The organism is Marinomonas mediterranea MMB-1 (genome assembly GCF_000192865.1).
In the GTDB taxonomy this organism is placed as follows: domain Bacteria; phylum Pseudomonadota; class Gammaproteobacteria; order Pseudomonadales; family Marinomonadaceae; genus Marinomonas; species Marinomonas mediterranea.
On sequence record NC_015276.1, the window covers coordinates 1512572 to 1539564 of the forward strand.

A 26993-nucleotide genomic window follows, 5' to 3' on the forward strand; every position below is an offset into this window, starting at 1 on the left:
GTTGAGCCTCTTTTTTTTATTCAGCGCTAGGGGAATGTATTACATACGGTAGGTCGCGCTAACACCTACTGTTCTTGTTTGGCCAACGGCAGCTCTAGAGCCTGCATTAATAGTATATACAACATCTTCATCAGTTAGGTTTTTGACGTAAGCACTAATGGTGAAATCTCCAATTTCATAGTCGGCACTTGCATCAAGTAGAGTATAGTTACCAACAGTGTAGTCTTCCGTATTTGATAAATCGGAATAACTTTCGCCTACGTAGGTCGCATCACCATTAATTGTAAGGTTGTCTCCGACTAGCGCTGTAACTCCAACGGCTGCATTCCAGTTTGGAGCATTTGAAAGCTCATTACCTTTATAAGAGTCGTTTTTATCTATCTCTGACTCTAAATAACCGATAGATTGACGTAACTCTAGATTAGGGTTTAAGCGTTGTGTCGCTTCCATTTCTAAGCCTGTGGTATGAGCTGAGGACACATTTCGAATTCTACTATCTGATAGCGCTTGATAGTCTGAGTATTTATTATAGAACAAAGCAATTCGAACACTGGAGCCATTGTCGAATTGTGTTTTTGAGCTGAGCTCATATGCATGAACGGTTTCTGATTTATACTCATAGGTTTCTGCGCTATATACTTGCCCTTGTCCTGATCGCCAACCGTCATCGTATCCTATACCGCCAGAGTTATAGCCTTTTCGCGCGATAAAACCGACGTTAGTACTATCGTTGATTACATACGAAGCGCCAATCTTCGGCAAGAAAATATCATCAGACATATCTTTGTCTATATTTACAGTACCTCTATTTTTATAGTAACGACTTTGCTTCTCGTATTGGAATCGACCGCCTGCATTGAAAGCAAATTTCTGAGTTAGCTTGTATGTTACATCAGTATAGAAACCTGCTCGCTCTTCTGAAGTTTTGCCTTTAGTATTTACGTTATCTAGAGTATTGTCGCGATCTGCTACCATTATACCCGCTACACCACTTAGGTTTGAATCTGGAGCGTTATATAACAACTTGCTTTCAAACGCATTTGTTTCGTCTTTAAAGGTATAGGTTTCTTCCTCAGGGTACTGGTCGAATCGGTTTTTCTGGGAATTGGTTGAGATTGTTGTCGCACTTGCTATACCCTTAGATATAGGGTAATTAACCTCGACCGATAGGTTGTTTGTTTCTGAGTCTTGAATACGAGTATTATCGTAATTGGATTCATTCAAGGTAAATGTTTCGTCTTCGTTTCCACTGCCGTTTTTCCAATTAGCCCAATTCAAGTAACTGCCGTCTGCCTTTCTATGGTTTGCGGTCAATTTAATTGTGAAGTCTTCATTGGAAGTTGGCATCCATAAAAGTTTGCCGCGTAGATTTAATGTGTTACTTTCCTCAGGATCTACTGGAACTTTATCAGTTTCACCATCATAACTAAGGAAACCTTTCCCATCGGTGCCGTCTGCAACGATACGGTAAGCTAGGTTGTCAGTTATCGCTCCAGAATTCATCACCGCGAGGTTTTTCATCACGTTACCGTTTTCGTAGGTCTCTAAGCCTAGCCGCGCAGCTGATTCGGAATAGAAAGTCGGATTATTACTTTTGACAACAATGGCTCCGCCTATCGAGTTTTCCCCTTGAGTGGTCGACTGCGGGCCTCGCAGAACCTCAACTTGTTGAAGGTCCCATACGCCCGAGCCATTAAAGTTATAGCCTGTGAATGCATCGGACACGCCGTCTACTGAAGTATCAATTCTTTGACGGCTACCACTTACTGTTGCGTAATAACCTGTTGTTGCGCCACTGCCGTTAATTCCTCGAATATTAACTGTACCGAAACCCGCCGTGACCACATTTGGTGATTGAGTTACAACATCATTTATTGTTTTTGCATCACCATTTTCGATATCTTCCCCACTGACTACCGTCACTGCCGTCGTCGTGTCTTTAATATCCTTATCAATTTTCTCACCTGTTACCACTAAGGTATCCAATGCGATTTCCTCGGCTCCCGCAGTCGACGAAATAATCATTGAATTAAAGCCAATAACCGAAAGAGCGATTAATGATAGTGAGGAGGGGGCGTAAGCATTACGCGCTTTATTCTCAAGAGCCATGATTTTTTACTTCCTTCATGCAACCAAAAGGTTAGGTTCGAAAAATTGATGGTGCCTTTATGGATTGAATTTGCACTCTGTTTAAAGTTTGCATTCAAATCGTAAAGACGGGGTGAAGTCTATTGATAATGATAATGGTTTGCAATAGCATTTACACAAAATTTGAACTCGCCTTTTTATCCGTATCGAAAGGTCTGCATTTGAGTTCAAAGCAGCGGCAAGAAAGACCAGGAAAAGTGTATGCAGATTAAGGAATCGAGTGGATCAATGTGCTCGGATTTAAAAGCTCTTATGAAATCGGAACCGCGCATATGGTTGACTAGCGATCATGTTGGTTCAGACCTTTGGTGGCAGTGTTTATTGAGGCTTGGCGGGCCATTTGAATCAGACGATTGCTCTAGTAAAAGGGTGAAAGGAACGAAAAGAGTCGACTTTTTTTGGCGCGATCCAGAAGGGGAGAAGCTCTCAAATACCGCTCAAGTACTCTTGGATATTAACTCTGTTACGAATCATAAGAGCTGGGATCCAGTATCGTTAAATCGTGTAAAAAATACGGATGTTTGGCATCAGGCGATAGAGGTCGACGCTCTATGGCGTGGCAGCTATGGCTTTATCCCACTGTCTAAAGAGCAAACGTCTCAAGTTGCCTATGCAAGCTCCGATGGATCGTCAGAAGCACAGCGTGAATGGTATATCTCTATTATGGATCAAGCGATTAGTGATCCATTAAACCCTCGTCCTGACATTGTATCAGGGAGAGGTTGCCTAGCATCGCCTCTCATTATGAAGAGCGCTGACACCGAAATAGGTTGGACTCAATGGGATAAAGGCGAGCTTCCCGAATTTAAAAGAGATGAAATATCCACCATTCGTTGGAATAGCCGCCTGCTCAATAATGCGCGTAGGGTATGGCATTTTGAAACGGGCCTTGATAACGATCATTCGTTATCTGACATTCAGCAAAAGCCAATCGTAATATTACTTGATGGTCAGCGCTGGTCGATGCCATCCGGCGCTCCTTCGGTATTGGCATACTTAACTCGTATCGGCATGTTAGCGCCAGCGCATTATTTACTCATTGACTCCATCGACGGTAAGACACGTTGGGGAGAGCTTTCTTGTAACGCTCAATTTTGGGACGCCGTGTTTAGCGAACTAAAAAACGAAGTGCTTGATGGCTACGGGTTGCCTTCCTTCGAACAGAATGTGCTTGTCGCAGGGCAGAGTCTTGGTGGTCTTTCTGCTTTATATGCAGGCTTACATTATCAGACGTATGTAAAGAAAGTCGTTAGCTTGTCCGGTTCTTATTGGTGGCCAGATGTGGATAGAACGATGCTTCATCAAGCTGCAGACTCTAAAACAGCTTATTCTCAAACAACTGATGGTCAGACCACACGAAACTCAATGGGGCTTATAACGGGAACGCCTCTTGGCGGGCCGCTAGAAGACCTCCAATTAAACAAGGTAGCGGTTGACCATTTAGAGCTGTTTGTCAGCGTGGGTTCTGGAGAAGGTGACATGAACGTTTATAACGATATGTTGGCAAGGATCCTAAAAAATAAAAATGCTCAATTTCAATTTGAACGTTTCATTGGAGGCCATGATTGGCTTGCGTGGCGTTCGAGTTTGATCAATGGGCTGTGCGCTTTAATCCCTTCCGTATCATCGGTTCGCCCCGTTTTTAACCACTCATCATAATGGAATGATCATCATGAGCGACACATCTACAAACCCTTTTGACAATGAATCACTAACGTTTTCCGTTTTGGTCAATGACTTAAATCAGCACAGTTTATGGCCTGAATTTGCGGTTATTCCATTGGGTTGGGAATCTGTCTTCGGACCCGCTTCTCATGCTGAATGCCTCGTATTTATTGACCAACATTGGACGGATATTCGCCCAGTTTCGCGGACTGCTTAATTTACCGTTTACCGTTTACCGTTTATTTACCTTAGTTATTTTTTCTAAAGAGGTGCGCCAATATGGCTCTCCAAGACAATGCAATGAATCAAGAAAAAAGCCTTATATCCCCATTAACGGATGTCCAGTTAGGCATTTGGTTGGGAGATCAAGTCGCTGAACAGGGGAATGCCTTTACGATAGCGCACTCAGTTGATGTGAAAGGGGCGATCAATGTTCGTCAGTTAGCTGAAAGTATTAATGAAACGCTATTGAAAGCGGACACAGTATGCACGTTGTATTACGAAAATGACGATGGTCAGCCTGTTCAGCAATTGTGCGTCGAACTGGCGAGAGTGAAAACGCACGTCGTTAACCTTGTTGGTTGCCAAGATGCGGAACGTATTGCGCGTAGCGCTATACAAGAGGATGTAAATGCGGAGTTGTCTTTAAACTCTGATAAGCCACTTTGTCGTCAAGTGCTCTATGTGGTCTCAGAAACTAAGGTGATATGGTATCAGAGGTTTCACCATATCATGTTAGATGGCTTTAGTTTTAATGTCTTTACTAAGCAAGTGTCGAATCACTACGTGTGGGCGATGCAGTCCAAAGAGGGGCGTTTGTCAGAAGGCCACAGTAGTGAAACGCCATTTACCCCTTTTTATGATGTTGTTATGGAAGAGCTGGCTTACAAAGCCTCGAAAAAGTATCAAGATGATCGTGCATTTTGGACCGAGTATGCGTCGAACATCGATAAAATTGCCTCTCTAAGTTCCGGGAAAAAAACGTTTGAAAGCGCGCAATCAGAGCGCCAATCATCGCTTTTGAGGGCAAACTCACTTATTTCAAAAACCATTCTCGATACCTTGATCACGGCGTCCAACGTGAAGCGAGTGAATCCGGCCGATCTATCTATTGCGCTCGTTTTTGCGTATCTACATAAAATGACAGGTGCTCGAAATATTCCCGTTGGTTTCCCATTTATGGGACGAATTGGCAGCGCGTCTTTGTTGGCGTTGGGGCCTGTAGTCAACGTTCTTCCTTTGCAAATTGAGCTGGGTTTTGAGGACTCTCTGGATGATTTGATCGTCAATATTAAAGCGGAGCTAAAAAAGGTTCGTAAGCATCAAAAGTACAATGCAGAACAAATTGCCCGCGATGTGGGTCGAGTCGGTGAATCGTTCCCGCTGTTTGCTGCAACGATTAATCTACGCTTGTTTGATTACGACCTTTCCTTTGGCGATGCGACGGCACAGATCGAACACTTGGCGGCAGGGCCTGTGGAAGATTTGGATTTCGGGATGCATTTCAAAGACGGCGATCTGTATATCGAATGGGTCGCGAATCGTCAACGCTATCTCGAAACGGAGCTATTACAGCACGCTCAGCGTTTTATCGAATTTGTTAAGCAGCTTGCCAAAGCACCGGAGCGGAGTATTGCATTGCATCGCGTCGCAAGTGCACAAGAAAGACAACAACTTCAATCTTGGCAAAAGAGTCCTTATACCGACAACTACACCAGTCCTTCAGCCTTTTTCAAAGGAGATATTGAGACTGACATTGCCGAATTATTCTTCTCTCGGCCTAATTGCTACGCTCAGACTCTCGCATTAAAAACTGACCGTGGAGACTTGTCACATAAACAGCTGACTCAGAAAGTAAGCCAATGGACACGAGCGTTTAAACATCTTGGCCTAAAACAGGGTGATGCTGTTGCAATTGTGCTACCAAGAGATGAACGTATCGTTCTTGCGACATTAGCGTTAATGCAGTTAAGAGCGACGTTTATTCCAATCGATCCTGAATACCCAGCTTCTAGACTTGAATGGATTTTCGAGGATTCGGCTCCAAAAGCGCTCATTACCACGTCATTGTTAGCGTCACGGCTACCTGCTTCTAGAACCAATACAAAGCAATCACAATTTATTGATGAAATGTTATTTGATGAAGTGCTACTTGATGACCCTGATCTAGAGTCGCTTATAGAGTCGCAATCTAGTGAACCGTGGGGCACGCGGAAGGGGGAGGCAGATCTAACGACATCACCTCTGGACTTGGCTTATATCATGTACACCTCCGGTTCGACAGGGAAACCAAAAGGAGTCGCCATTCCCTATCAAGGAATTACGAATCTATTTCACGCGCATCGTGTGGCCGATTATGAGCCTCTATTAGCGGAATGTAATGGAAGCGTGCAGGCTGCACACACCGCCTCATTCTCCTTTGATAGTTCTTGGGATATGTTACTTTTGCTGTGGATGGGGCAGGCGTTACATGTTGTAAATGACGAGATGCGAAAAGATGCGATTGAGTTTGTTCAGTACGTGCGTCAAGAGAAAATCAATACGATAGACGTCCCACCTTCTTTTCTAATGCAAATGCTGGACGCAGATTTAGTCGAGGAAGGACATCATTACCCCACTCGCTCATTTATTGGCGGGGAAGCTGCGTCGCCAGCGCTTTGGGAGCGTGTAAAGTCGACACCTAACTTTGATGTCAGGAACTACTACGGTCCAACGGAAAACAGTGTAGACAGTGTCGGGTGTTCCGTTTCAGACTCTGAAAAGGTCATTATTGGCAAGCCGATTGCTGGCACTCAATCTTATATTTTAGACGACGGTTTAAACCCTGTGCCAGCAGGCGTTGTCGGTGAATTGTATGTATCCGGCCCCGGATTGGCACATGGCTACATTAATCGCTCTGGCCAGACGGCCAGTCGGTTTATTGCGAACCCGTTTGAGGCGAATTCTAGAATGTATCGAACGGGAGATCTCGCTCGATGGACGTCTCAAGGCCAAATCGAATATTTGGGCCGTAGTGATCATCAAGTTCAGGTTCGAGGATATCGAGTCGAGCTTGAAGAGATTGAAAATGTCATTGCCTCCGTTGCGGGCATCACGGCCGCTAAGGTCTATGCGGTTGAGCAGGGTGCGAGCAATCGACTGATTGCCTATTGCGTCTGTCCGTCGCTTTCTGTTTCCCCGACAGCCCCCCTAACTGCATCTCAAATTGAGAGCGATGAAGCTAGGATCACCGCCCGAGTGCTTAGCGATATTTCGAAAGCCTTGCCTGATTATATGGTTCCTAGTGTGCTTAAAGTTATGCAGGCATTCCCGCTTAATGTGAACGGCAAAATCGATCGTACGGCATTGCCACCAATTGACGCGCCACAGCGTCAATCTGGAAAGACGCCGATAACTTTGCCAGAGCAGCTGCTTTGCAGCGCGATAGCGAACTGTCTAGGGTTGGAAAATGTGTTTGCCGACGATGATTTCTTTCATTTAGGCGGCGACAGCATTACAGCCATGTCGCTAGGGAACATATTACGCAAAGAGGGCTTTCGAGTACGTCCGAAGGATGTATTTGCAGGAAAAACGCCAGAAGCCATCGCCAAAACCCTGTCTCGACTAGACGAAGATAGAAGTACGCACGAAGTTTTACCTAAGGTTTCTAGTCATGGAGAACTCAAAAATCTGCCTATCTTACAATGGTTTAATGAGCAAACCACATTAGGTCTTGAGCAATCGTACGTACAGGGTGTATTTGTCCAGACCCCGTCGGATGTAACACCGAACCAGATCCACCAAGCGCTTACTTTGCTGGCGCAGCGTCACCCCGTGCTGGTTGCTTATGTGGATGGCGATACGCTGCATATACCCGAGACAATAGAGGGTCAGGATTGGCTAATTAAATTTGATGACAAGGCAAACGCCAAGCTCAAATCGAGAAATAGCCGCATTGAGCAGCAGGCCGATGGCGCATTTTCACAGGTTGTACACGCTATTGCACCACAACGCGGGCAGCTTTTGAAAGCCGCCTACCTCGCATCTTTTGAAGAGACAGAAGAGGCGCCAAACAATGAAGAAAAACGCTCCGCTGGACTGGTCATTGGTATCCACCATCTGGCCGTTGATGGTGTCTCGTGGCGTATACTGCTGCAAGAACTTAATGCGATAACAGAAGACCTTAAAATAGACAAAAAAGGCTCTAATAAACGCTCTGGCCCTTCTAATGACAGTATTCGTGATGATACAAGCGCTATTGAAGAAACCTCACTTCGTCAATGGCAAGCCACACTGTTAGACAACATCGATGTCTATCGACAGCAAAGCGCTTTTTGGAAAGAACAACTTGCTACTCGGCCTAATAAAACCGTACGCCCTGATGCGTTGCGAAGCGATTTAAAACATGACCGGGTGTTACTGGGCGTTGAATCGACAAAAACGCTGCTTGAACAATTACCGCAAGACTACAAGGCTAACGTGGACGAGATCCTGATGACGGTGATCGCGCTGGCGTATGCACGTCATTTCGAGCAAAGCGATGTACGTTTTGGTTTAGAGTCGCACGGCAGAGCCGAGCTCGATGATAGGCACGGTGCTTCAAGTGATCTGTCGCGTACTTTAGGGTGGTTAACCTCAGAGTTCCCGATTCGCTTTGATCTCAGTGGCAGACTGTTTGATCTTCTAAAAAACCTCGACCTGCCCTATGAAGAAACCGTTCGCCGCGTTCGTACTCAGCTCCAAAAGGCCGGTGAATGTGGCATTGGGTATGGTGTTTTAAGGTATCTAGATTCTCAGAACAAATCAGAACTTCAAACGCTCGAACAAAACAATCGTCCCGATGTGCTATTTAATTATCTTGGTCGATTCAGAGAGGGGCAGGCCTTTTGGACGCCTCAACAAACGCAAGGTGTGTTTAAGGATGCTTTTGCTGTTCATCAATCTGAGGACATGCCACAGTATTATCCAATTGAGCTTAATATTTTTGTTCAAGAAGGGTCCGAGGGCGCACAGCTCGCCTTGCAGTGGAGTTGGTTGCCTCAGCACTGCCTTGATGAAGACATCAATGCCTTGACTGAAACCATCGCTGCGTATGCTCAGTGTATGCATCAGTATGCGAAGCGACACCCAGCTAATGCGATGAATACTGCAACGCGTGATGAAATGACATCCTTGGATATCCCAGAAGGGTCACTGACGTTGCTGAATGGAAAGTACGGCGCACTTGATAAAGTGTTGCCGGTATTGCCGCTTCAGGAAGGGCTGCTCTTTCATGCTCAAATGAACGAAACGACGGACGTGTCTGAACAGCACGAACGTGATTCAAGCTACAGTTCGTTGGCGAAACTGACATTGGAAGGAAACTTGAATGTGTCACGACTGCAAAGAGCGTTGGATGCTGTTATTGATAAACACCCTCAATTAGCCGCTATTTTTGATGTGTCTGTCTTGTCAGATCCCATTCAAATTTTAACAGCGAATACCTCTAAACAGTTAACGGCTACTGCCTCTAAACAGGGGAGTACTGGTCAACGCAAAAAAGACATCGGTAAGTGGCCGTTAAAGGTGATTGATCTCTCAAGTGCTTCCGAGCATGAGCAGGCAGAGCGTATTCAAGAGATTGAACGTAAAGAGCTTTGTCGCGACTTTAATGTTTTGCACTCCGCAGGACAGCCTTTATTGCATGCCGTTTTAGTCAAGTGCGCGTCGAATAAACACGAATTGTTCTTAAATGCGCATCATTTGGTCGTGGACGGTTGGTCAACCCCGATCATGTTAAATGACTTGATGGTCGCCTATGGCGATGAGCGACAGGCGCTAACGCCCACCAGCGTGCCATACCATCAAGTCGTTTCGAGTATGGTGGCGCGTGACAAACAAGAAATGCAAGCTGCATGGAAAGCCGCTCTTGATGGCGTCACTCCAACATTGGTTTTTGGCGAACAGCCGCCTGCCGATCAGGTTAGAACTTACTCTCTTTGTCTCGATGAGGCGATGTTTCAGTCCTTAATTCAAGCGTATCAACGTCGTGGACTTACGCTTAATTCTGTATTGCAAACGATCTGGGCCAATGTGTTAAGTGCAATGACGGGTAAATTTGATCTGGTATTCGGAACGCCAATATCAGGGCGCTTTAATTCAGTCGAGGGGGTGGTCGAGCATATTGGGTTGTTTAGTAATACTGTGCCAGTACGTGTGACACTATCGCCCGATGTGACACTTTGGGAACAAGCTCAAAACGTGCAAAATGATCAAGTTCAATTACTTGAGCACGATGGGCTCGGGTTGGCTGAGATCCAACGCCTCATACAGCCTACGAACCAAGCGAGTGGGAATGTCTTCGATACCTTGTTGGTTGTTGAGAACTTCCCAGATCAAGATGGTCTGAGTGGACAATCGTTTCATGGAGTACAACTTACTGAGGTTAAAAACCGAGGTTATACTCACTACCCGTTAACCATCTTAGCATTACCGAGTAACGAGCTTGAGCTCTTGTTCGAATATCGTGGTGATGAACAAAGTATTCAAACCATCATGGCGCGTTTTGAATTGCTGCTGAATCGAATGATTGACAGTTCAGTCGTCAATGCCGTTTCTGACTTTCAAGCCTCGTCTAAAATTCAGCCTGATGTTCAGTCTCAAGTTAAGTGCGAGTCGCAGTCTTTATCGAATTGGTTGCGCGACGATACGATTGCGAGATTGAATCTGCAAACAGAGCATGAAAAGTCGCTAATTGCCCAGATAAACGACACCACTTATGCTTTAGAGCCGTCAACCCTACGACATCAAATGCAGCATCAGGCAGCCAGAACACCTGACGAAATTTGCTTAGTCGATAGCGATATATCTTTGACCTACTGCCAAGCTCGTGAGCAGGTGATTGCCTTGGCGCATCAGCTACAGCTTATCGGCGTTCAGCCTGGGGACATCGTGGCGGTCGCCTTACCTAGATCCGTTCGTCTAACGATTGCGCTGTGGGCAACGATAGAAGTTGGGGCTGCTTACTTGCCGCTTGATACAGGGTACCCAGACGATCGCTTGAACTACATGCTGAGTGACGCCTCGCCCAAAGCATTGATCACCTTGCCCGACGAGGCGAGCCGTTTTAATAGTCAGGCGACTGTTGTTTTATATGAGCGTCTAATCGACATAGACAGTAGTCTAAAGTTACTTATTAAAAATCAGTGGAACGCCCCTCGGTTATTACCCACTGACGCGGCTTATTTGCTCTATACGTCTGGTTCAACTGGAAGACCGAAAGGGGTGTTGGTGTCTCATTATGCGATCGTCAATCGTATTTTGTGGATGCAAGACGCTTACCCAATGGATGAGCGTGATACTGTACTACAAAAGACACCGTGCAGCTTTGACGTATCCGTTTGGGAATTTTTCTGGTCTGCCATGGTCGGAGCCAAACTGATGATGGCACCGCCGGAAGCGCATCGTGACCCGCAATGGCTGCGACAGCTGGTGGACAAGCACCACATCACCACCTTGCATTTTGTTCCTTCCATGCTGGCGGCTTTTGTCAGTGACAGCATGACTGCAACGCCAACGGCACAACACGAAACGCAGGTAAACGGCCGTTCTGTTTGTCCTAGTTTGCGCCAAGTGTTTTGCAGCGGTGAGGCGTTATCCAAAGAGCTGTCTGTGGCATTTGAATCTGTCTTCAATACGCCATTGCATAATCTTTATGGTCCAACTGAAGCGGCGGTAGACGTGACTTATCACCCAGCATTTGGGGCGGATCTTGAACAAGTGTCGGGCGTTTCTGTCCCGATCGGTAAGCCAGTCTGGAATACCCAACTTCGCATATTGGACAACTATCTTCGCCCCGTGCCGGTAGGCGTTCCGGGTGAGCTCTATCTATGCGGCGTACAGTTGGCGACAGGGTATTGGAATCGATTTGATCTTACCGCAACGAGATTTGTGGCTGACCCATTCGGAAATGGCGAGCGAATGTATCGCACGGGGGATGTTGTACGCTGGTTGGAGGATGGTGCTGTCGAATACCTTGGCCGAAGTGATGACCAACTTAAAATTCGTGGGCAACGCATTGAACTTGGCGAAATTGAACGTGTACTGAGTGCCGTTGACGGCGTTGATCAGTGCGCAGTGGTCGCGAAGACCTGGGGACAATCAGCCGGTATGGTCGGAGGAGATACTCGGCAATTGATTGGCTATGTGGTTTCCGATGTGGGCTTGTCACTTGATACGGTGGACATTAGTAAGCATCTCGTTGAAACCTTGCCGTCGCACATGGTACCTGCCGTTATTATTCCATTGGATGCATTGCCATTGAGCGCAAATGGCAAGTTAGATCGCAAGGCTTTGCCAGTACCAAGTGAAACCAATGTAACGGTAGGTCGAGAGCCCCGACCAGGTATAGAAACCAAAATGGCGACGACGTTCGCTCAAGTCCTTGAGACGGATCATGTGTATGCAGACGATGACTTCTTTGCCTTAGGAGGACATTCTCTACTGGCGGTTAGGTTAGTCTCAGAGCTTCGAAAACAGTGGCAACTGACCGTGTCTGTTGGTCAAGTTATGGTCTCCCCCACGATAGAGAAATTAGCCAAGGTTTTGTCAGATGAAAAATTGGCTAATAACCGAGACTTAGCGGGGTTTGGGCTGGTTCTTCCTATTCGTCAGGGCAAATCTACGCCAATATTCTGTGTCCACCCAGCATCAGGCTTTGCGTGGCAATACACTGGACTTAGCCGCTACCTTGAAGGCGAAAGCCCCCTTATTGGACTTCAATCACCGCGCCCTGACGGCCCGATAGCGGCGCAGGCGAACTTAGATGGCATGATAGAGCAACACCTCCAACAACTTCGATCTCAGCAAGCAGCAGGGCCTTATCGATTGATGGGTTACTCGTTAGGAGGTGTGATTGCTCACGGCTTAGCGGTGCGATTGCAAAGTATGGGGGAAGAGGTCAGTTTCCTTGGCTTGTTGGATACTTATCCGCCAGATGATCAAGATTGGAGCGGTCCGACAGACGAAGAAGCACAACAGGAAGTTGAGCGAGAAAAAGCGCAGTTTATGAACGACGCGGAAACGCAAGAAAAAGACGTGATGTTTGACGACATCGTTGCAAACTACGCGGACTCAATTCGTCATCTATCGCAGGCGACAACGCCTAGGTTCAATGGCAAAGCGGTGTTGTTTGTCGCTGATCGAACGGTACCCGAGGGAATGGACATCGACGCAACGTGGGCGCCGTTTGTCGATACATTAGAAAAGCACCATTTCGATTACCCTCATGAAGACATCATGTCCCCTGATGCGTTGGCGGAGCTGGGACCTTTAATGAATCAAATAGTAAACGCGCTCGACGCATAACCAGTTGGATGAAACATGTCTAAATCAAACATAATGCTGGATTTCAGCTTATTAAAAACTAATAAAAACTTTCGGGCTATTTTTATCGCGCGACTTATGTCTGTGCTTGGTATTGGAATGCTCAACGTGGCGGTACCGATACAAATCTATGAACTGACGGGATCCAGTTTACAAGTGGGTTTTGCCGTCGCGCTCGATGGCTTTGGTATGTTCGTCGGCTTAATGTTAGGGGGGGTAATGGCGGATCGATATGACCGTCGAAAGTTGATTCTTTTCTCTCGATTTATATGTGGTATTGGTTTTGTGTTGCTGGCTTTGAACAGCTACCTTTCTGCGTCATCCGTCTGGGCGGTGTATGCGATCTCTCTTTGGGATGGTTTTTTCAGCGCGATTGGCATGACGGCCTTGCTCGCCTCCATTCCTCATTTGGTGGGGCGCGAGAATGTACCGACGGCAGGTGCGCTTAGTATGCTCATTGTACGTATTGGATCTGTGGTTTCACCGGCACTTGCGGGTGTGGTTATTGTGTCGCTCGGAGTAACGTGGAACTATGGATTGGCAGCAGCAGGCACCTTGTGTACACTGCTTTCACTGGTGTTCTTACCGAGTATGAAACCGACTGAAAAGCCCACTGAAGATCACCCAATTAAATCCATGATCGGTGGTTTCAGTTTTGTCTTTCATCACAAAGTGATTCGGAGTGTCGTTGCGCTTGGCACGTTAGAAGCCGTTACTACTTCTATCAGGGTTCTTTTCCCAGCGCTTGCACTGACCGCGTTTGGTGGTGGGGCGTTTGAAGTTGGCTTGATGTATGCCGCGGTTCCCGTAGGTTCGACGTTCGGAGCACTGACAAGTGGCTGGGTTCGATCTGTCAATAAACCCGGTGTCGTTATGCTGACAACGGCCTTTTTAGCCTTCATGTGTGTCGCTTCGTTGGGTCTAATGAGTCACTTAGTTCCGACTTTACTCATTTTGGGAATGTTCGGTTACTTTGGTTCCATCGGCAGTTTATTACAGTATTCGATTGTACAAGGTCATACACCGGATCAAATGCTAGGTCGAATGGGCAGTTTCTGGACGGCTCAAGATGTGGTTGGCGATTCTGCTGGCGCTATGGGAATTGGTGCGCTTGGAAAAATACTTGCTCCTCTTACCAGCTTAACGACACTCGGTTTAGGCTGTGCAAGTGTGACTGTGCTAATGGCCGCTGGGTTTAAATCTCTTCGTAATGCTAGGTTGATCGACCCTGATGTTATGCCGGAAAACGGAGCGGCCGAAGAACCCAAAACTCAGGAAGCTGAGAGTGGCAGTAAGCTAGCTGGTGTCACCTCCAGTTGATGTGTCTGTGATTGAAGCGCTTTTTAGATCAAAGTGCTTTTGAGATTAAAGCACGTGGTAAAAGGCTAGACTGACAGATATAGAAAAGCCCGAGTAGAGACTATCTACTCGGGCTTTTTAGCGTTTCTCAAAGCATGTATTGAGTGCTTATATGAACTGCTTGTTTGAACTACGTGTCTGAACTCATTGTACGAACGTAAGTATTTACAAAAAGTTGATGACACAGATGCCACCAACAATGCTCAATACGATGGTATATGGCAATGCCATCCAAACCATTTTTCCATAAGACAAGCGTACTAGCGGCGCAATGGCAGACGTCAGCAGGAACAAGAACGCTGCTTGACCATTAGGCGTCGCGACACTGGGTAGATTTGTCCCTGTGTTGACGGCGACCGCTAGGATTTCAAACTGCTCACGTGAGATTGCTCCAGCCTCCAAGGCCTCTTTTATTTCCCCAATGTAAACGGTAGCAACGAAAACGTTGTCGCTAATTGCTGATAACACACCGTTGGCGATAAAAAACATGATTGGCTGACTGTGAGTCGGCAGAGCAAGCACGTAAGCGATAATGGGTTCAAACAGATGCTGAGCGTGAATAACCGAGACCACCGTAAAGAACACCACCAGCAAGGCTGTAAAAGGAAGAGCTTCTTCGAACGCGTGACCAATTTGGTGCTCATCGGTGACGCCATTGAAGGCCGTGAGTAAGACAATGACCATTAAGCCGACAAGACCCACTTCCGCGACGTGAAATGCCAATGACAGCACCAAAATAACCGCAACGATGCCTTGAACAACGATCGTTGCTTTACGTTTTGCCGTGTATTTTGATTTCTCTTCTTTTGAGAAATTTTTCAAAATATTTCGAACGTTTTCCGGTAGCTTGGCGCCGTACCCAAACCAACCTGTCTTTTCTAACAAAATGACGGTACACAACCCTGATACAAGGACGGGGAGCGAAATAGGGGCAATGTGTAAAAAGAATTCGATAAAGTCCCAACCTGCCACTTTTGCGATGATCAGGTTTTGAGGCTCGCCCACCATCGTTGCCACGCCTCCTAATGCCGTACCAACCGCACCGTGCATTAGTAGGCTTCTTAGGAACGCGCGAAATTCAGCGAGATCTTCCTTATTGACTTCCAAAATATCACTGTCGTCCGTGCTGCCTGATGCGTTCCCGCCACTTGGCTGGCCGGATGCCACCTTGTGATACACCGAGTAGAAACCAACGCTCACACTGATAAGAACAGCGGTAACGGTTAACGCATCTAAAAAGGCGGAAAGGATAGCAGCGGTTAAGCTAAAAACGAGCGATATAGCGGTTTTGGATTTGATCCGTACGAGCAGTTTATTAAAAATAAACAGCAGCATGTCTTTCATAAAGTAAATGCCGGCGACCATAAACATAAGAAGTAGAATCACATCGATGTTATGGATGACTTCGTTGTAGACACCGTCGGTCGTCGTTAGGTTCAGCATAATGGCTTCGAGTGCGATCAGACCACCGGGCTGAAGCGGATAGCATTTTAACGCCATCGCGAGCGTAAAGATAAATTCTATGATCAGCAACCAGCCCGTTATAAAAGGGCCAAACGCATTTAAAATAATAGGGTTTGCGATCAAAAAAACGATTATGATTTGCTTGTACCAAAGTGGCGAAGCGCCGAGGAAATTATTGCCAAACGACTGGGCAAACGCTGACTTCATTCATTTACTCCTTGGTTGTTATCTGATTTTTATTGTTATCGATCATTTTTCGAGCTAGATGATAGGGGAATACGTAGAAGCATGCTATGAAATCTTTGTCTATGTCATTGTTATTGGTCAATCTATCCCCATATAAACACGAATAATTTTAGATATTGCCGGGGGTTACTTTGGAATTTTTGACGGAATATGCAGGCTTTCTTGTCCGCATCCTAACGGTCATCGTTTTATTTGCGTTGGTTTTAGTGTTGTTGACGGCGGGAAAGAGCAAAAAAAACTCTGGATTAAGTATCAACAAACTTAATGACGGATACGATAAGGCGAAGTCGTTGATGGAAAACGCTTTGCTTAATAAAAAAGCGCTAAAAGCGAAGGCAAAAGCGCGTAAGAATGAACAGAAAAAAGAGAAGAAGTCACCCGCGACGGATAAGAAAAAAGTGTTTGTCTTGGATTTTGATGGCGATATCAAAGCGTCTGCCGTGGAATCTATGCGTCGAGAAATTACGGCAATCTTAGCGGTGGCAACAAAAGACGACGAAGTGGTCGTTCGTTTAGAGAGCGGCGGCGGAATGGTGCACAGCTATGGTCTTGCAGCGTCTCAGTTGCAACGTATTAAAGACGCTGGTGTGTCTCTAACCATTTGTGTCGATAAAGTCGCGGCCAGTGGTGGTTATATGATGGCCTGTGTCGCTGATAAAATCATCGCTGCCCCGTTTGCGATTTTGGGCTCCATTGGCGTTGTCGCGCAAATCCCAAATATCCATCGTTTACTTGATAAAAACAACATCGATGTCGAACTGCACACAGCAGGTAAATTTAAACGTACATTGACGGTTATTGGTGAAAACACCGACGAAGGGCGTGAAAAATTCAAACAAGATTTGGAAGATACTCATGTGTTGTTTAAAGATTTTGTCGCGTCTCAGCGTGCTGTCTTGGACATTGAATCAGTTGCGACGGGCGAGACTTGGTACGGTAGCCAAGCGGTTGAAAACAAGTTAATCGACGAAGTGAAAACCAGTGACACCTACATTGTTGATCAGTATGACAATGCTAATGTATTCAAAGTAGAGTACAGCGAGCCAAAGTCGGTTGCAGAACGATTAGGGCTTTCTGTATTAAGTGCGGTAGAAGTAAAAGCAACGGGTTGGATTTCCCGTGTATTAAACAGCCGTGGCTTTTAACGCTGTTTTATTGCATTTCAACTAATCTTCCTTAAGTCCCTCGTTATTTAAGTTAAACGGCGATTTATCCTTTTGATTATAAATCGGCGTTTAACTTTGGTCATTTATTCACGATCCGTTATTTCTATTCCTTTCAAAATCAGCTGATATAAGGTTGCGAGTGTCTCGTTAAAAAACGCCTTATTGTTTAGATTTCTCCCTGTTATGGCTTCTATCTGCACTGCAAAGTCAGCGTAGTGCTGAGTGGTGGCCCAAATTGTAAATAACAGGTGATAGGGGTCTACTTTCTGCATTTTTCCCGCTTTGATCCAAGCGTGAATGACAGCGGCTTTCGCTTCAACTAGATCATGCAATGGTTTTTTTAATTCTGAGGAGAGCAGAGGTGCGCCATGAACGACTTCCATGCAAAAAAGGCGAGATTCTTCGGGGTTATCGCGAGACATTTCAAGTTTGACTTTGATATATCCTGAAATAGCTTCTATTGGATCTTGGTCTTCAGAAAAGCCTTCTAATGGCGTCACCCACACATCCAATACGTGTTTAATAACTTCAATATAAAGCTGCTCTTTACTGTTAAAGTGGTAGAGCAAATTACTTTTGGATACATCGGCAAGTTCTGCTACTTGATCAATACTGGTGCCACCCAATCCGCTGCGTGAAAAGAGCTCCAACGCCGCTTCCATAATTTTATTCTGCTTGTCTTGCTTCGCTGCAGATCGTCTTCTTTGTGTGCTTGCGCTATACGTGCGTGGCGATTTCTCTTTTTCTGTGTCGGGTGTGACGTTATCTGATGACATACTGCTTACTTCAATGGTTATAAAGCGTCCTAAACAGAGAAGGTTGTTTCTTTTTTCATTTCTCTATTCAGAAAAAGGCTTCTTTCATTGTAAAAGGTACACGTACTTTTATCCATAATTCCACTTTTATTTAGGGAAGGTGTGAACACTGCTCTTTGTGCCTAAAGCCTTTTGACGCACATTCTTTTTAAACCTGCCGTTTGCGCAAAATCGTACCTGCACAAAATTCGAGCAATAATCCTGACTTATTGATCCAGATTAGACCATTTGGTCTAAATTAGAAAATTTTAATTAGTTAACTTATTGAAAATAAAGGTTAATTTTTTTTGGCATGCATGATGCTAAGACAGAGGTATCTATGAGTAAAAGCAATTGAATAAAAGCAGTTAAATAAAAAGACAGCAAGATAAGAGAGGCGATTATGGACGTAGGTGTATTTATTCCGATTGGTAACAATGGCTGGTTGATTTCTAAAACATCACCGCAGTACAAACCGAGCTTCGATCTAAATAAAGAGATCGTCGTAAAAGCGGAGGAGTACGGCATGGATTTCGCACTGTCCATGATTAAGCTCCGAGGTTTTGGAGGTGAGACCGAGTTTTGGGATTACAACCTAGAATCCTTCACACTGATGGCGGGTCTTGCTGCGGTAACAAGTAAAATTCAACTCTATGCGACGGCAGCAACCTTGGTCTTACCACCGGCTATTATGGCGCGAATGGCGACCACGATCGACTCAATCTCAAATGGCCGCTTTGGTGTTAACTTAGTGACGGGTTGGCAGCGCCCTGAATATTCTCAGATGGGAATGTGGCCGGGTGACGAGTACTTCGCAAGCCGTTATGACTATCTAGACGAATACATCAAAGTCGTGAAAGAACTTTGGGCGACAGGAAAGAGCGATTTTAAAGGCGAGTTCTTTCAAATGGACGACTGCCGCATGCTCCCCAAACCTTCTCGTGAAATTCCAATTATATGTGCAGGGCAAAGTGCGTCTGGTATGGCGTTTACGGCGAAGCACGGCAACTATAACTTCTGTTTCGGTAAAGGGGTAAACACGCCAACCGCGTTTGCGCCAACGGCAGCGCGTTTGCAAGAAGCCGCTGAGAAAGCGGAACGAGAAGTGGATTCCGCCGTGCTGATGATGGTTATTGCAGACGAAACAGACGAGAAAGCAATGGCAAAGTGGGAGCTGTATAAAGAAGGGCAGGACTTTGGTGCGACCGACTGGATGACACAACAGGGCGCAGCCGACAAAAAATCTGGTAAAGATACCAACGTTCGTGACATGACGGACCCAACATCGGTTGTGAACTTCAATATGGGAACTTTAGTGGGGTCTTACGAAAAAGTAGCAGCAATGCTCGATGAAATCGCAACGGTACCGGGATGCGGCGGTGTGTTATTAACGTTTGACGACTTTATTCAAGGTATGGACGACTACGGTAAGAAGATCCAGCCACTTATGAAATCTCGCCAACATATTAATCATTCTGCGGCGGTTTAGAGTATGAGTACGAGCACGAGTGAAACAGTCAGTGAATTCACTGTGGCGGGTTACTGTGATGGCAGCAAGCCTAATGAAATCGTCTTACCCGCTAAGCCTGAACCGTTAGCCATCGATCTCTCTGAAACGGCGATTATCGTTGTCGATATGCAAAATGCCTACGCGACAAAAAACGGCTATTTAGACAAAGCGGGCTTCGATATCTCAAGTACGGGGCCGGTCATTGAGCAAACCGCCAAGGTTTTGAATGTCGCAAGGAAGGCCAATATGCCCGTTGTGTATTTTCAAAACGGTTGGGACCCTCAATATACCGAAGCGGGTGGGCCGGGGTCACCGAATTGGTATAAATCCAACGCACTCAAGACCATGCGCAAGCAACCTGAACTCATGGGAACGCTATTAGCAAAAGGGACATGGGATTACGAGCTGGTTGATGAACTGGCTCCGCAAGCTGGCGATATTGTCATTCCTAAAACGCGCTATAGCGGTTTTTACAACACAAACCTAGACAGCATGTTACGAAGTCGAGGGATTAAAAACCTCGTATTCACCGGCATAGCAACCAATGTTTGTGTCGAATCCACGTTGCGAGATGGCTTCTTTTTGGAGTACTTCGGCATCGTATTGGCTGACGCGACTCATCAGGCGGGATCGGATGCCATTCAAGCCGCGTCGCTTTACAACATTGAAACCTTTTTTGGCTGGGTGTCCGACGTTGATACTTTCTGCGAAAAGGTGGAACAGGTTTAGTTTTTAGTTTTTTTACAGGATTTGCGACTTACAACTTGAGAGGACTTTAACCATGAGTAAAAAATCAATCATTCCAGCAGGCACAGGCAAACCACTAGCACCTTATGTACCGGGCTCCATGGCGGATAACGTGCTGTATGTATCCGGTACTTTACCCTTTGACAAAGACAACAACGTGGTTCATGTCGGCGATGCAGCTGCGCAAACACGCCACGTATTGGAAACCATAAAAGGCGTGGTCGAAGAAGCGGGTGGCACGATGGATGACGTGACGTTTAACACCATCTTGATTACCGATTGGGATAACTACGCAGCCGTTAACGAAGTCTACGCAGAGTATTTTCCGGGTGAAAAACCGGCGCGTTACTGCATTCAATGTGGGCTAGTGAAGCCTGATGCTTTAGTTGAGATCGCGAGCTTCGCGCACATTGGGTAAGTGACTCGTAAAGAACGCTTCAGATATTAAGGGCACATTATGTATTTCGAAGTATTGGGTTCGACCGACCCAAGCGCGCAAACGGTGGTTCTTAGCTCAGGTTTGGGCGGCTCAGCCAATTTTTGGAAGCCTCAATTGTCTGAGTTAACGCAGCTTTATCGTGTGGTTGTTTATGATCAACTCGGAACAGGGCGGAGTCCCGCCGTTCTGCCTGATCAGTACCGCATCTCGAACATGGCGGATGAACTGCTTGAGCTGCTTGATCACGCAGGCATTCAAACCTGTCATGTTGTCGGACATGCGTTGGGCGGATTAGTCGCAATGGAAATGGCATTAAAGCAACCAGAGCGATTGACAAGCATGGTGCTGATCAACGCGTGGAGCAGTCCAAACCCGCATACGTTGCGGTGCTTCAATATTCGTAAGGCGATTCTCGCCAGCTGCGAAAAACGCGTATTTCTGCAAATGCAGGCCTTAATTCTCTATCCACCTGATTGGATTGCAGAAAACATTGAAGCACTAGAAGCAGAAGAAGCGCACTTGCTTGAGTATTTCCCAGAAGAGAGCAATTTATTAAAGCGAATCGCCGCATTGAGTGAATTTGATATTGAAAGCCAACTTAGCGACATCGCCATCGACGCGTTAATCGTGGCAAATAAAGACGATCTGTTGGTGCCTTGGCAGCGCTCGATGATATTGGATGAAGGTTTATCTAGCTCGACATTAAAAATACTCGACTACGGTGGTCATGCGTCAACGGTGACCGCGACCGATGCATTTAATTCTCTGCTAATGGCGCATTTAGCTCAGTACTGATTTAAGCCAAGCGTTTCTTTTTAGGCACCTCTTTTTAAACAGGTGCTTCTTTTTAGAAAGGGCAATAACCATAACATTTGTAATACCGATAAAAACGAGCGCCGATAAGAGTCGCCAAGAAAAATCACAATGAGAGAACATAAGAATGAGCGAGACGAACGAATTACAACGTGAAGAACGACCAATTGAAAAAGCGGAACCAATCTCCGCTCAGGCGTTTAAAGAGGGCATGGCGAACCTTGCAGGTGCGGTCAACATAGTGACGACGGAGGTCAATGGCGTGCGAGCTGGGTTTACCGCGACCGCAGTATGCAGCGTTAGTGATAGCCCTGCGACCTTGCTGGTTTGTTTAAACCGAGGTTCATCCGTTTACGAGACATTCAAGAATGCGCCAAATGTGGCCATTAATACCCTAGCAAGTGGGCAAGACGCACTTTCTAATCTATTTGGTGGTAAAGCGCCCATGGCAGAGCGGTTCGAAACGGGCAACTGGTCGACTCAGCAAACGCAATCCCCCGTGTTAACTGACGCGGCGGTAAGCTTTGATTGTCAGGTGATTCACCGTCAAAGTATTGCAACTCACGATGCCTTCTTTTGCGAAGTTGTCGCGATCCAAACGACCGATAACAGCGGCGCGTTACTCTATTACCAACGTGGTTATCTGAATGTAGGTAGCACGCTTTAATCTATCTAGCGGCGCTTGGTAGAGGTATTGAGATAAGCCTTGTTAGTTGGTCGTAATAAAAACGGATCGAGTGATATGACAATTTCAGAGACTGCAACAAAGACAGAGACAGAAACCGAGATCGAACGCGCGTCTGAAGACTCCGAAGTCGCCACACCACTGAGTAAGACACAAAACAATCGGGCAATGATTTCCATCGAGGATCTATCCCTCGTATTTGAGACAAATGACGGGTCAGTCAATGCGTTGTCTCACATTGATTTAGACATAGGTGAGGGTGACTTTGTGTCCTTCATTGGACCCTCAGGGTGTGGTAAAACCACGCTGTTACGCGTGATTGCGGATCTTGAGAAGCCTACGTCAGGTAAAATTTTTGTGGACGGTACCTCGCCCGAAGACGCTCGGTTAAATCGGCTCTACGGTTATGTTTTTCAAGCGCCCGCTTTGTTTCCTTGGCGCACCATTGACAGTAATTGCAAAGTACCGCTTGAAATTTTTGGTGTGTCGAAAGCGCTACAGCAACAAAAAACGGACAAATATCTGGCGCTGGTTGGGCTGCAAGCGTTCCACAATAAGTTTCCGTGGCAATTGTCGGGCGGAATGCAACAACGTGCTTCGATCGCGCGAGCATTGTGCTTTGAGCCTCAGTTATTGCTAATGGACGAACCTTTCGGTGCCCTGGACGAAATTACCCGAGATCATCTCAACCTAGAGTTACTTAAAATTTGGCGAGAAACCGGTAAGACAGTGGTTTTTGTGACGCACTCGATCCCCGAAGCGGTCTTGCTGTCTACGCACATTGTAGTGATGTCCCCACGACCTGGCCGGATTGCAAAGGTGATCAAAAGCCCATTGCCGAAAGACAGACGATTAGAAGATCGAGAAAGCCCTGAATTTGTCGCCGTGATGCAAGAAGTACGCGAAGCGCTGGCAAACGATCATCGGATAGATTGAGGAACGATGTGCATGAATATCTCAACAGCCTTTCCCTCATTCGATTCACTCAGACGTAGTCAAGCCGCGGCGTTACTATTGGTCTTGGCTGTGCTGGCGATTGCTTGGTATCTTGGCGCTCTGTGGTTAAACAGCGATTTATTGATTAAAGGGTATGAGCGTCGCAGTATTGATTGGACGTTCGGGCAGCTGATTTCAGACGCTTACTCGATGAAGCGACCTCTGTTGCCGACACCAGACCAAATTGGCGCAGAGTTGTATAAATCCATCTTTGATACCAAGGTAAGTTCAAAGCGTTCGCTGGTCTACCATTCCGGCATTACCCTTTCCTCAACCCTATTAGGTTTTTTGCTGGGCGCATTGCTTGGCATTCTGCTTGCCATTGGCATTGTGCACAGTCGCACGTTAGAACGTAGCTTAATGCCGTGGGTCATCACATCGCAGACCATTCCGATTCTCGCCATTGCCCCCATGATCATTGTTGTGCTCGGTGCGATGAATTTTACCGGCGTTTTACCGAAGGCCATTATTTCAATGTACTTGTCGTTTTTCCCTGTCACGATTGGCATGGTGAAAGGGTTACGTGCGCCTGAAAAACTTCATATGGAGTTGTTAGCTACCTACAGCGCGTCCTCAGAGCAGGTCTTTCGTAAGTTACGTTGGCCGAGCGCCATGCCGTATTTGTTTGCAAGCTTGAAAATTGCCATTGCCGCGTCCTTGGTTGGGGCGATTGTGGGCGAGCTGCCTACTGGCGCGCAAGGTGGATTGGGCTCGCGTTTGCTAAGTGGTTCTTACTATGGGCAAACCATACAGATTTGGTCAGCACTGGTCGTCGCCGCGGTTTTAGGTGCCGTTCTGGTTGTTGTGGTGGGGTATTTCGAAAAACGGGTCAATCGCCGTATGGGGAGTCAACTATGAAACACGCTGTATTTATCGTCGCAGGCGCGTTTGCTTTGACTCTCAGTTTGCAATTGGTCGGGCACTACGATGGGCTTTATCTCCAGTATCCTATTTGGTTGGCCTTGATTCCTTTTTTGCTGTTAGGGACTTGGTTTGCGATGGCGTCGATGACGACACTGTCTGATCGGATTGAATCGAAGGTTGCGACGCAAGTTATCCATTTTGCCATACCGAGTTTATTTGCGTTTATCCTGCTTGTACTTTGGCAGTTAGTCGTAACCGGGTTTAATGTACCAAAAGTACTTTTACCTGCGCCGAGTACCATTCTTACCACCTTTGTGACGCACCTTGATGTACTTGGGAAAGACTTCGCGCAAACGTGGTTAAAAGCGGTCTTGGTGGGGTGGATCATTGGCTGTCTAAGTGGCTTTATTGCTGCCTTGTTAATCGATGGGAGCCCATTTCTGCAAAAAGGCTTACTTCCCGTCGGCAACATAATGTCTTCAATTCCGATCGTCGGAATCGCACCCATAATGGTGATGTGGTTTGGGTTTGATTGGCAATCAAAAGCCGCCGTGGTCGTCATCATGACGTTTTTCCCTATGCTAGTGAATACGCTTGCAGGTTTGCAAGCGCGAGATTCATTGCATCTCGATTTGCTTCAAACCTACGCTGGCAAGCGATATCAGGTGCTTTGGTACGTGCAATTGCCCGCCGCTCTCCCTTTCATTTTTAACGCGCTAAAAGTCAATTCAACCCTCGCACTGATTGGTGCGATTGTCGCTGAGTTCTTTGGAACGCCTATTGTCGGAATGGGGTTTAGAATTTCAACCGAAGTGGGTCGAATGAACATGGACATGGTGTGGGCAACGATTTTAGTCGCCGCGCTGGCAGGCTCTGCTAGCTATGGCTTGCTGGCGTTACTGGAATCCAAGTTAACATTTTGGCACCCATCAAGAAGAGGGACGCGTTAACGGGGGAATTAATAGACGTCGAGTAAAACGATCCAATGTAAAAAACGAGAGAACCATTAATTAAGACAGGAGCAATAAGTATGAAGAAGAGTATCCGTTCGTTGATAGCAGGTTGTACTTTAGCGTGTTCAGCTGTGTCCGCCTCCTTGGTGCACGCGGCTGATCCACTTACATTGCAGCTTAAATGGGTAACGCAAGCGCAATTTGCTGGCTACTATGTCGCATTGGAAAAAGGCTTCTATGAAGAAGAAGACCTAGACATGACGATTAAACCGGGTGGTCCTGATATTGCCCCTCCACAAGTCATTGCAGGTGGTGGCGCTGATGTTATCGTGGAATGGATGCCAGCGGCCCTTGCGTCTCGTGAGAAAGGCCTTCCTCTCGTAAACATCGGTCAGGTTTTTAATAAATCAGGCATGATGCTAACTTGCCTTAAATCGTCTGGTATCGAAAAACCAATGGATGTTAAAGGCAAAACATTGGGTGTCTGGTTCTTTGGTAATGAGTATCCGTTTCTTGCATGGATGTCGAAACTCGGTCTTCCAACTGACGGAAGCGAAGGGGGAGTGACCGTACTGAAACAAGGTTTTAACGTCGACCCTATTTTTCAGGGACAGGCCGATTGTGTATCAACCATGGTATACAACGAATACGGTCAAGTCTTGGATGGCGGTTTAACACCAGAAGAATTGACTGTATTTAGCTATCAAGACCAAGGCGTTGCTATGTTGGAAGATGGCTTGTACACCACTGAGGCGAAGCTGAAAGACCCAGCGATGGTGGACAAACTGGCACGCTTCCTAAAAGCATCCGTAAAAGGTTGGGAATGGGCTGCTAAATACCCAGAAGAGGCCGCAGAAATTGTACTAGAGTATGACGATACTGGCGCGCAAACGCTAGAGCACCAAGTGCGCATGGCAAAAGCCGTGGCGCAATTGATCGCGGGCAATCCTCAAGGCGTTGGCTACTTAGACCCCGCTGCGTATGAGCGTACAGTCGACGTATTAATGAGCGGTGAATCAGCGCCTGTTATTACGAAGAAACCGACCGGTGCTTGGACGCATGACGTATATGAAAAAGCGGGATTGTAAGCGGCTTTCGTTTTAATAACAGTGTTCGTATCTTTCCTATGGAAGATACGAACACGTTACACTATGAAATGACAGCGCTTTTTATGGGTTGTTAAACCAAGGAGGGGAACTAAGCGCGGCCAGTAAACTTGCGTTCTTCAACGTTAACGCGGATGCGATCACCCGTAGAGATATGCTCTGGTACTTGTACTATTGCGCCAGTAGCGAGAACTGCTGGTTTAGTTCGGGAGGTCGCTGACGCGCCTTTAATGGATGGATCTGTTTCGATGACTTCTAACTCAACCACAGTCGGCATATCCAACGCCACTGGTGCGTCATCAACCAATACGACTTGCATGCCTTGAGTGTCTTCATTTAAAAACAAGACTTCGTCGGCAATGGCTTCTTTATTCAAGTTGTAAGGCGTGTAGTTTTCTTCATCCATAAATACGTATTCTTCGCCGTCGATGTAGGAGAAGTTCGCTGGACGACGAATAAGGTCAGCAAGGTCTAGCATTTCGGAATCTTTAAAGGTCTCATCGATTTTGCGGCCTGACACAACATCGTACATGCGCATACGGTAAAGGCTTCCGCCCGCACGGCCCTGTGGTACGGAGCGCTCGATGTCTTTAACAATGCATGTTTTGTCCTGATATTGGATCGCCATGTTCTTTTTGATGTCACTTGCCTTTGGCATATCAATTTCCTACTGATGTTTGTGTTGCAACGATGCTA

18 protein-coding genes are annotated in these 26993 nt (G+C 46.4%); 14 read left to right on the forward strand and 4 right to left on the reverse strand.

The window, feature by feature from the left end:
* Window positions 1–39: 39 nt before the first annotated feature.
* On the reverse strand, window positions 40–2109 hold the full coding sequence (locus MARME_RS06830; RefSeq protein WP_013660531.1) for a TonB-dependent receptor: 2070 nt from the start codon (window positions 2107–2109) through the stop codon (window positions 40–42).
* 240 nt (window positions 2110–2349) lie between these two features.
* On the opposite strand from MARME_RS06830, the gene fes reads away from it, so the two are divergent.
* From fes to entS, 4 genes are all read left to right on the forward strand, one after another.
* Window positions 2350–3807, forward strand: coding sequence for an enterochelin esterase (fes, locus tag MARME_RS06835; protein WP_013660532.1), 1458 nt, complete (start codon window positions 2350–2352; stop codon window positions 3805–3807).
* A 13-nt stretch (window positions 3808–3820) separates the two neighbouring features.
* Entirely contained in the window at window positions 3821–4030 is a 210-nt protein-coding gene (locus MARME_RS06840; protein ID WP_013660533.1) for an MbtH family protein, read from the forward strand.
* Between the two features lie 62 nt (window positions 4031–4092).
* Window positions 4093–13137, forward strand: a complete 9045-nt coding sequence (locus MARME_RS06845) for a non-ribosomal peptide synthetase (protein WP_013660534.1) — start codon at window positions 4093–4095, stop codon at window positions 13135–13137.
* A 15-nt stretch (window positions 13138–13152) separates the two neighbouring features.
* Window positions 13153–14475: an enterobactin transporter EntS gene (entS, locus tag MARME_RS06850; RefSeq protein ID WP_013660535.1), complete on the forward strand. Its 1323-nt coding sequence runs from the start codon at window positions 13153–13155 to the stop codon at window positions 14473–14475.
* 204 nt (window positions 14476–14679) lie between these two features.
* On the opposite strand, the gene nhaB is transcribed toward entS, so the two are convergent.
* The gene (gene nhaB / locus MARME_RS06855; protein ID WP_013660536.1) at window positions 14680–16185 is read right to left on the reverse strand and encodes a sodium/proton antiporter NhaB; all 1506 of its coding nucleotides are present in this window, start codon (window positions 16183–16185) and stop codon (window positions 14680–14682) included.
* A gap of 170 nt (window positions 16186–16355) precedes the next feature.
* On the opposite strand from nhaB, the gene sohB reads away from it, so the two are divergent.
* Window positions 16356–17369 (forward strand): protease SohB, encoded by a 1014-nt coding sequence (gene sohB / locus MARME_RS06860; RefSeq protein ID WP_013660537.1) that lies wholly within the window; start codon window positions 16356–16358, stop codon window positions 17367–17369.
* A 104-nt stretch (window positions 17370–17473) separates the two neighbouring features.
* On the opposite strand, the gene rutR is transcribed toward sohB, so the two are convergent.
* Complete coding sequence (gene rutR / locus MARME_RS06865) at window positions 17474–18166, reverse strand: HTH-type transcriptional regulator RutR (protein WP_013660538.1); 693 nt, start codon at window positions 18164–18166, stop codon at window positions 17474–17476.
* A 421-nt stretch (window positions 18167–18587) separates the two neighbouring features.
* On the opposite strand from rutR, the gene rutA reads away from it, so the two are divergent.
* From rutA to MARME_RS06910, 9 genes are all read left to right on the forward strand, one after another.
* Window positions 18588–19673 carry a pyrimidine utilization protein A gene (rutA, locus tag MARME_RS06870; protein WP_013660539.1) on the forward strand — a complete coding sequence of 362 codons (1086 nt, stop codon included), beginning with the start codon at window positions 18588–18590 and terminating at the stop codon, window positions 19671–19673.
* A 3-nt stretch (window positions 19674–19676) separates the two neighbouring features.
* On the forward strand, window positions 19677–20423 hold the full coding sequence (gene rutB, locus MARME_RS06875) for a pyrimidine utilization protein B (protein WP_013660540.1): 747 nt from the start codon (window positions 19677–19679) through the stop codon (window positions 20421–20423).
* A 52-nt stretch (window positions 20424–20475) separates the two neighbouring features.
* Complete coding sequence (gene rutC / locus MARME_RS06880; protein ID WP_013660541.1) at window positions 20476–20859, forward strand: pyrimidine utilization protein C; 384 nt, start codon at window positions 20476–20478, stop codon at window positions 20857–20859.
* A gap of 39 nt (window positions 20860–20898) precedes the next feature.
* A complete protein-coding gene (gene rutD / locus MARME_RS06885; protein ID WP_013660542.1) occupies window positions 20899–21675 on the forward strand; it encodes a pyrimidine utilization protein D in 777 nt (258 codons plus the stop codon).
* A 145-nt stretch (window positions 21676–21820) separates the two neighbouring features.
* A complete protein-coding gene (locus tag MARME_RS06890) occupies window positions 21821–22360 on the forward strand; it encodes a flavin reductase (RefSeq protein WP_013660543.1) in 540 nt (179 codons plus the stop codon).
* Between the two features lie 75 nt (window positions 22361–22435).
* Window positions 22436–23314 carry an ABC transporter ATP-binding protein gene (locus MARME_RS06895; RefSeq protein WP_013660544.1) on the forward strand — a complete coding sequence of 293 codons (879 nt, stop codon included), beginning with the start codon at window positions 22436–22438 and terminating at the stop codon, window positions 23312–23314.
* A 12-nt stretch (window positions 23315–23326) separates the two neighbouring features.
* The gene (locus MARME_RS06900; RefSeq protein ID WP_013660545.1) at window positions 23327–24232 is read left to right on the forward strand and encodes an ABC transporter permease; all 906 of its coding nucleotides are present in this window, start codon (window positions 23327–23329) and stop codon (window positions 24230–24232) included.
* Entirely contained in the window at window positions 24229–25188 is a 960-nt protein-coding gene (locus MARME_RS06905; RefSeq protein ID WP_013660546.1) for an ABC transporter permease, read from the forward strand. The genes MARME_RS06900 and MARME_RS06905 overlap by 4 nt, the downstream gene beginning before the upstream one ends.
* An 80-nt stretch (window positions 25189–25268) precedes the next feature.
* Window positions 25269–26279, forward strand: coding sequence for an ABC transporter substrate-binding protein (locus MARME_RS06910; RefSeq protein WP_013660547.1), 1011 nt, complete (start codon window positions 25269–25271; stop codon window positions 26277–26279).
* A 109-nt stretch (window positions 26280–26388) separates the two neighbouring features.
* Here MARME_RS06910 and efpL read toward each other — a convergent pair whose 3' ends face one another.
* On the reverse strand, window positions 26389–26955 hold the full coding sequence (gene efpL, locus MARME_RS06915; RefSeq protein WP_013660548.1) for an elongation factor P-like protein EfpL: 567 nt from the start codon (window positions 26953–26955) through the stop codon (window positions 26389–26391).
* Between the last annotated feature and the right edge of the window lie 38 nt (window positions 26956–26993).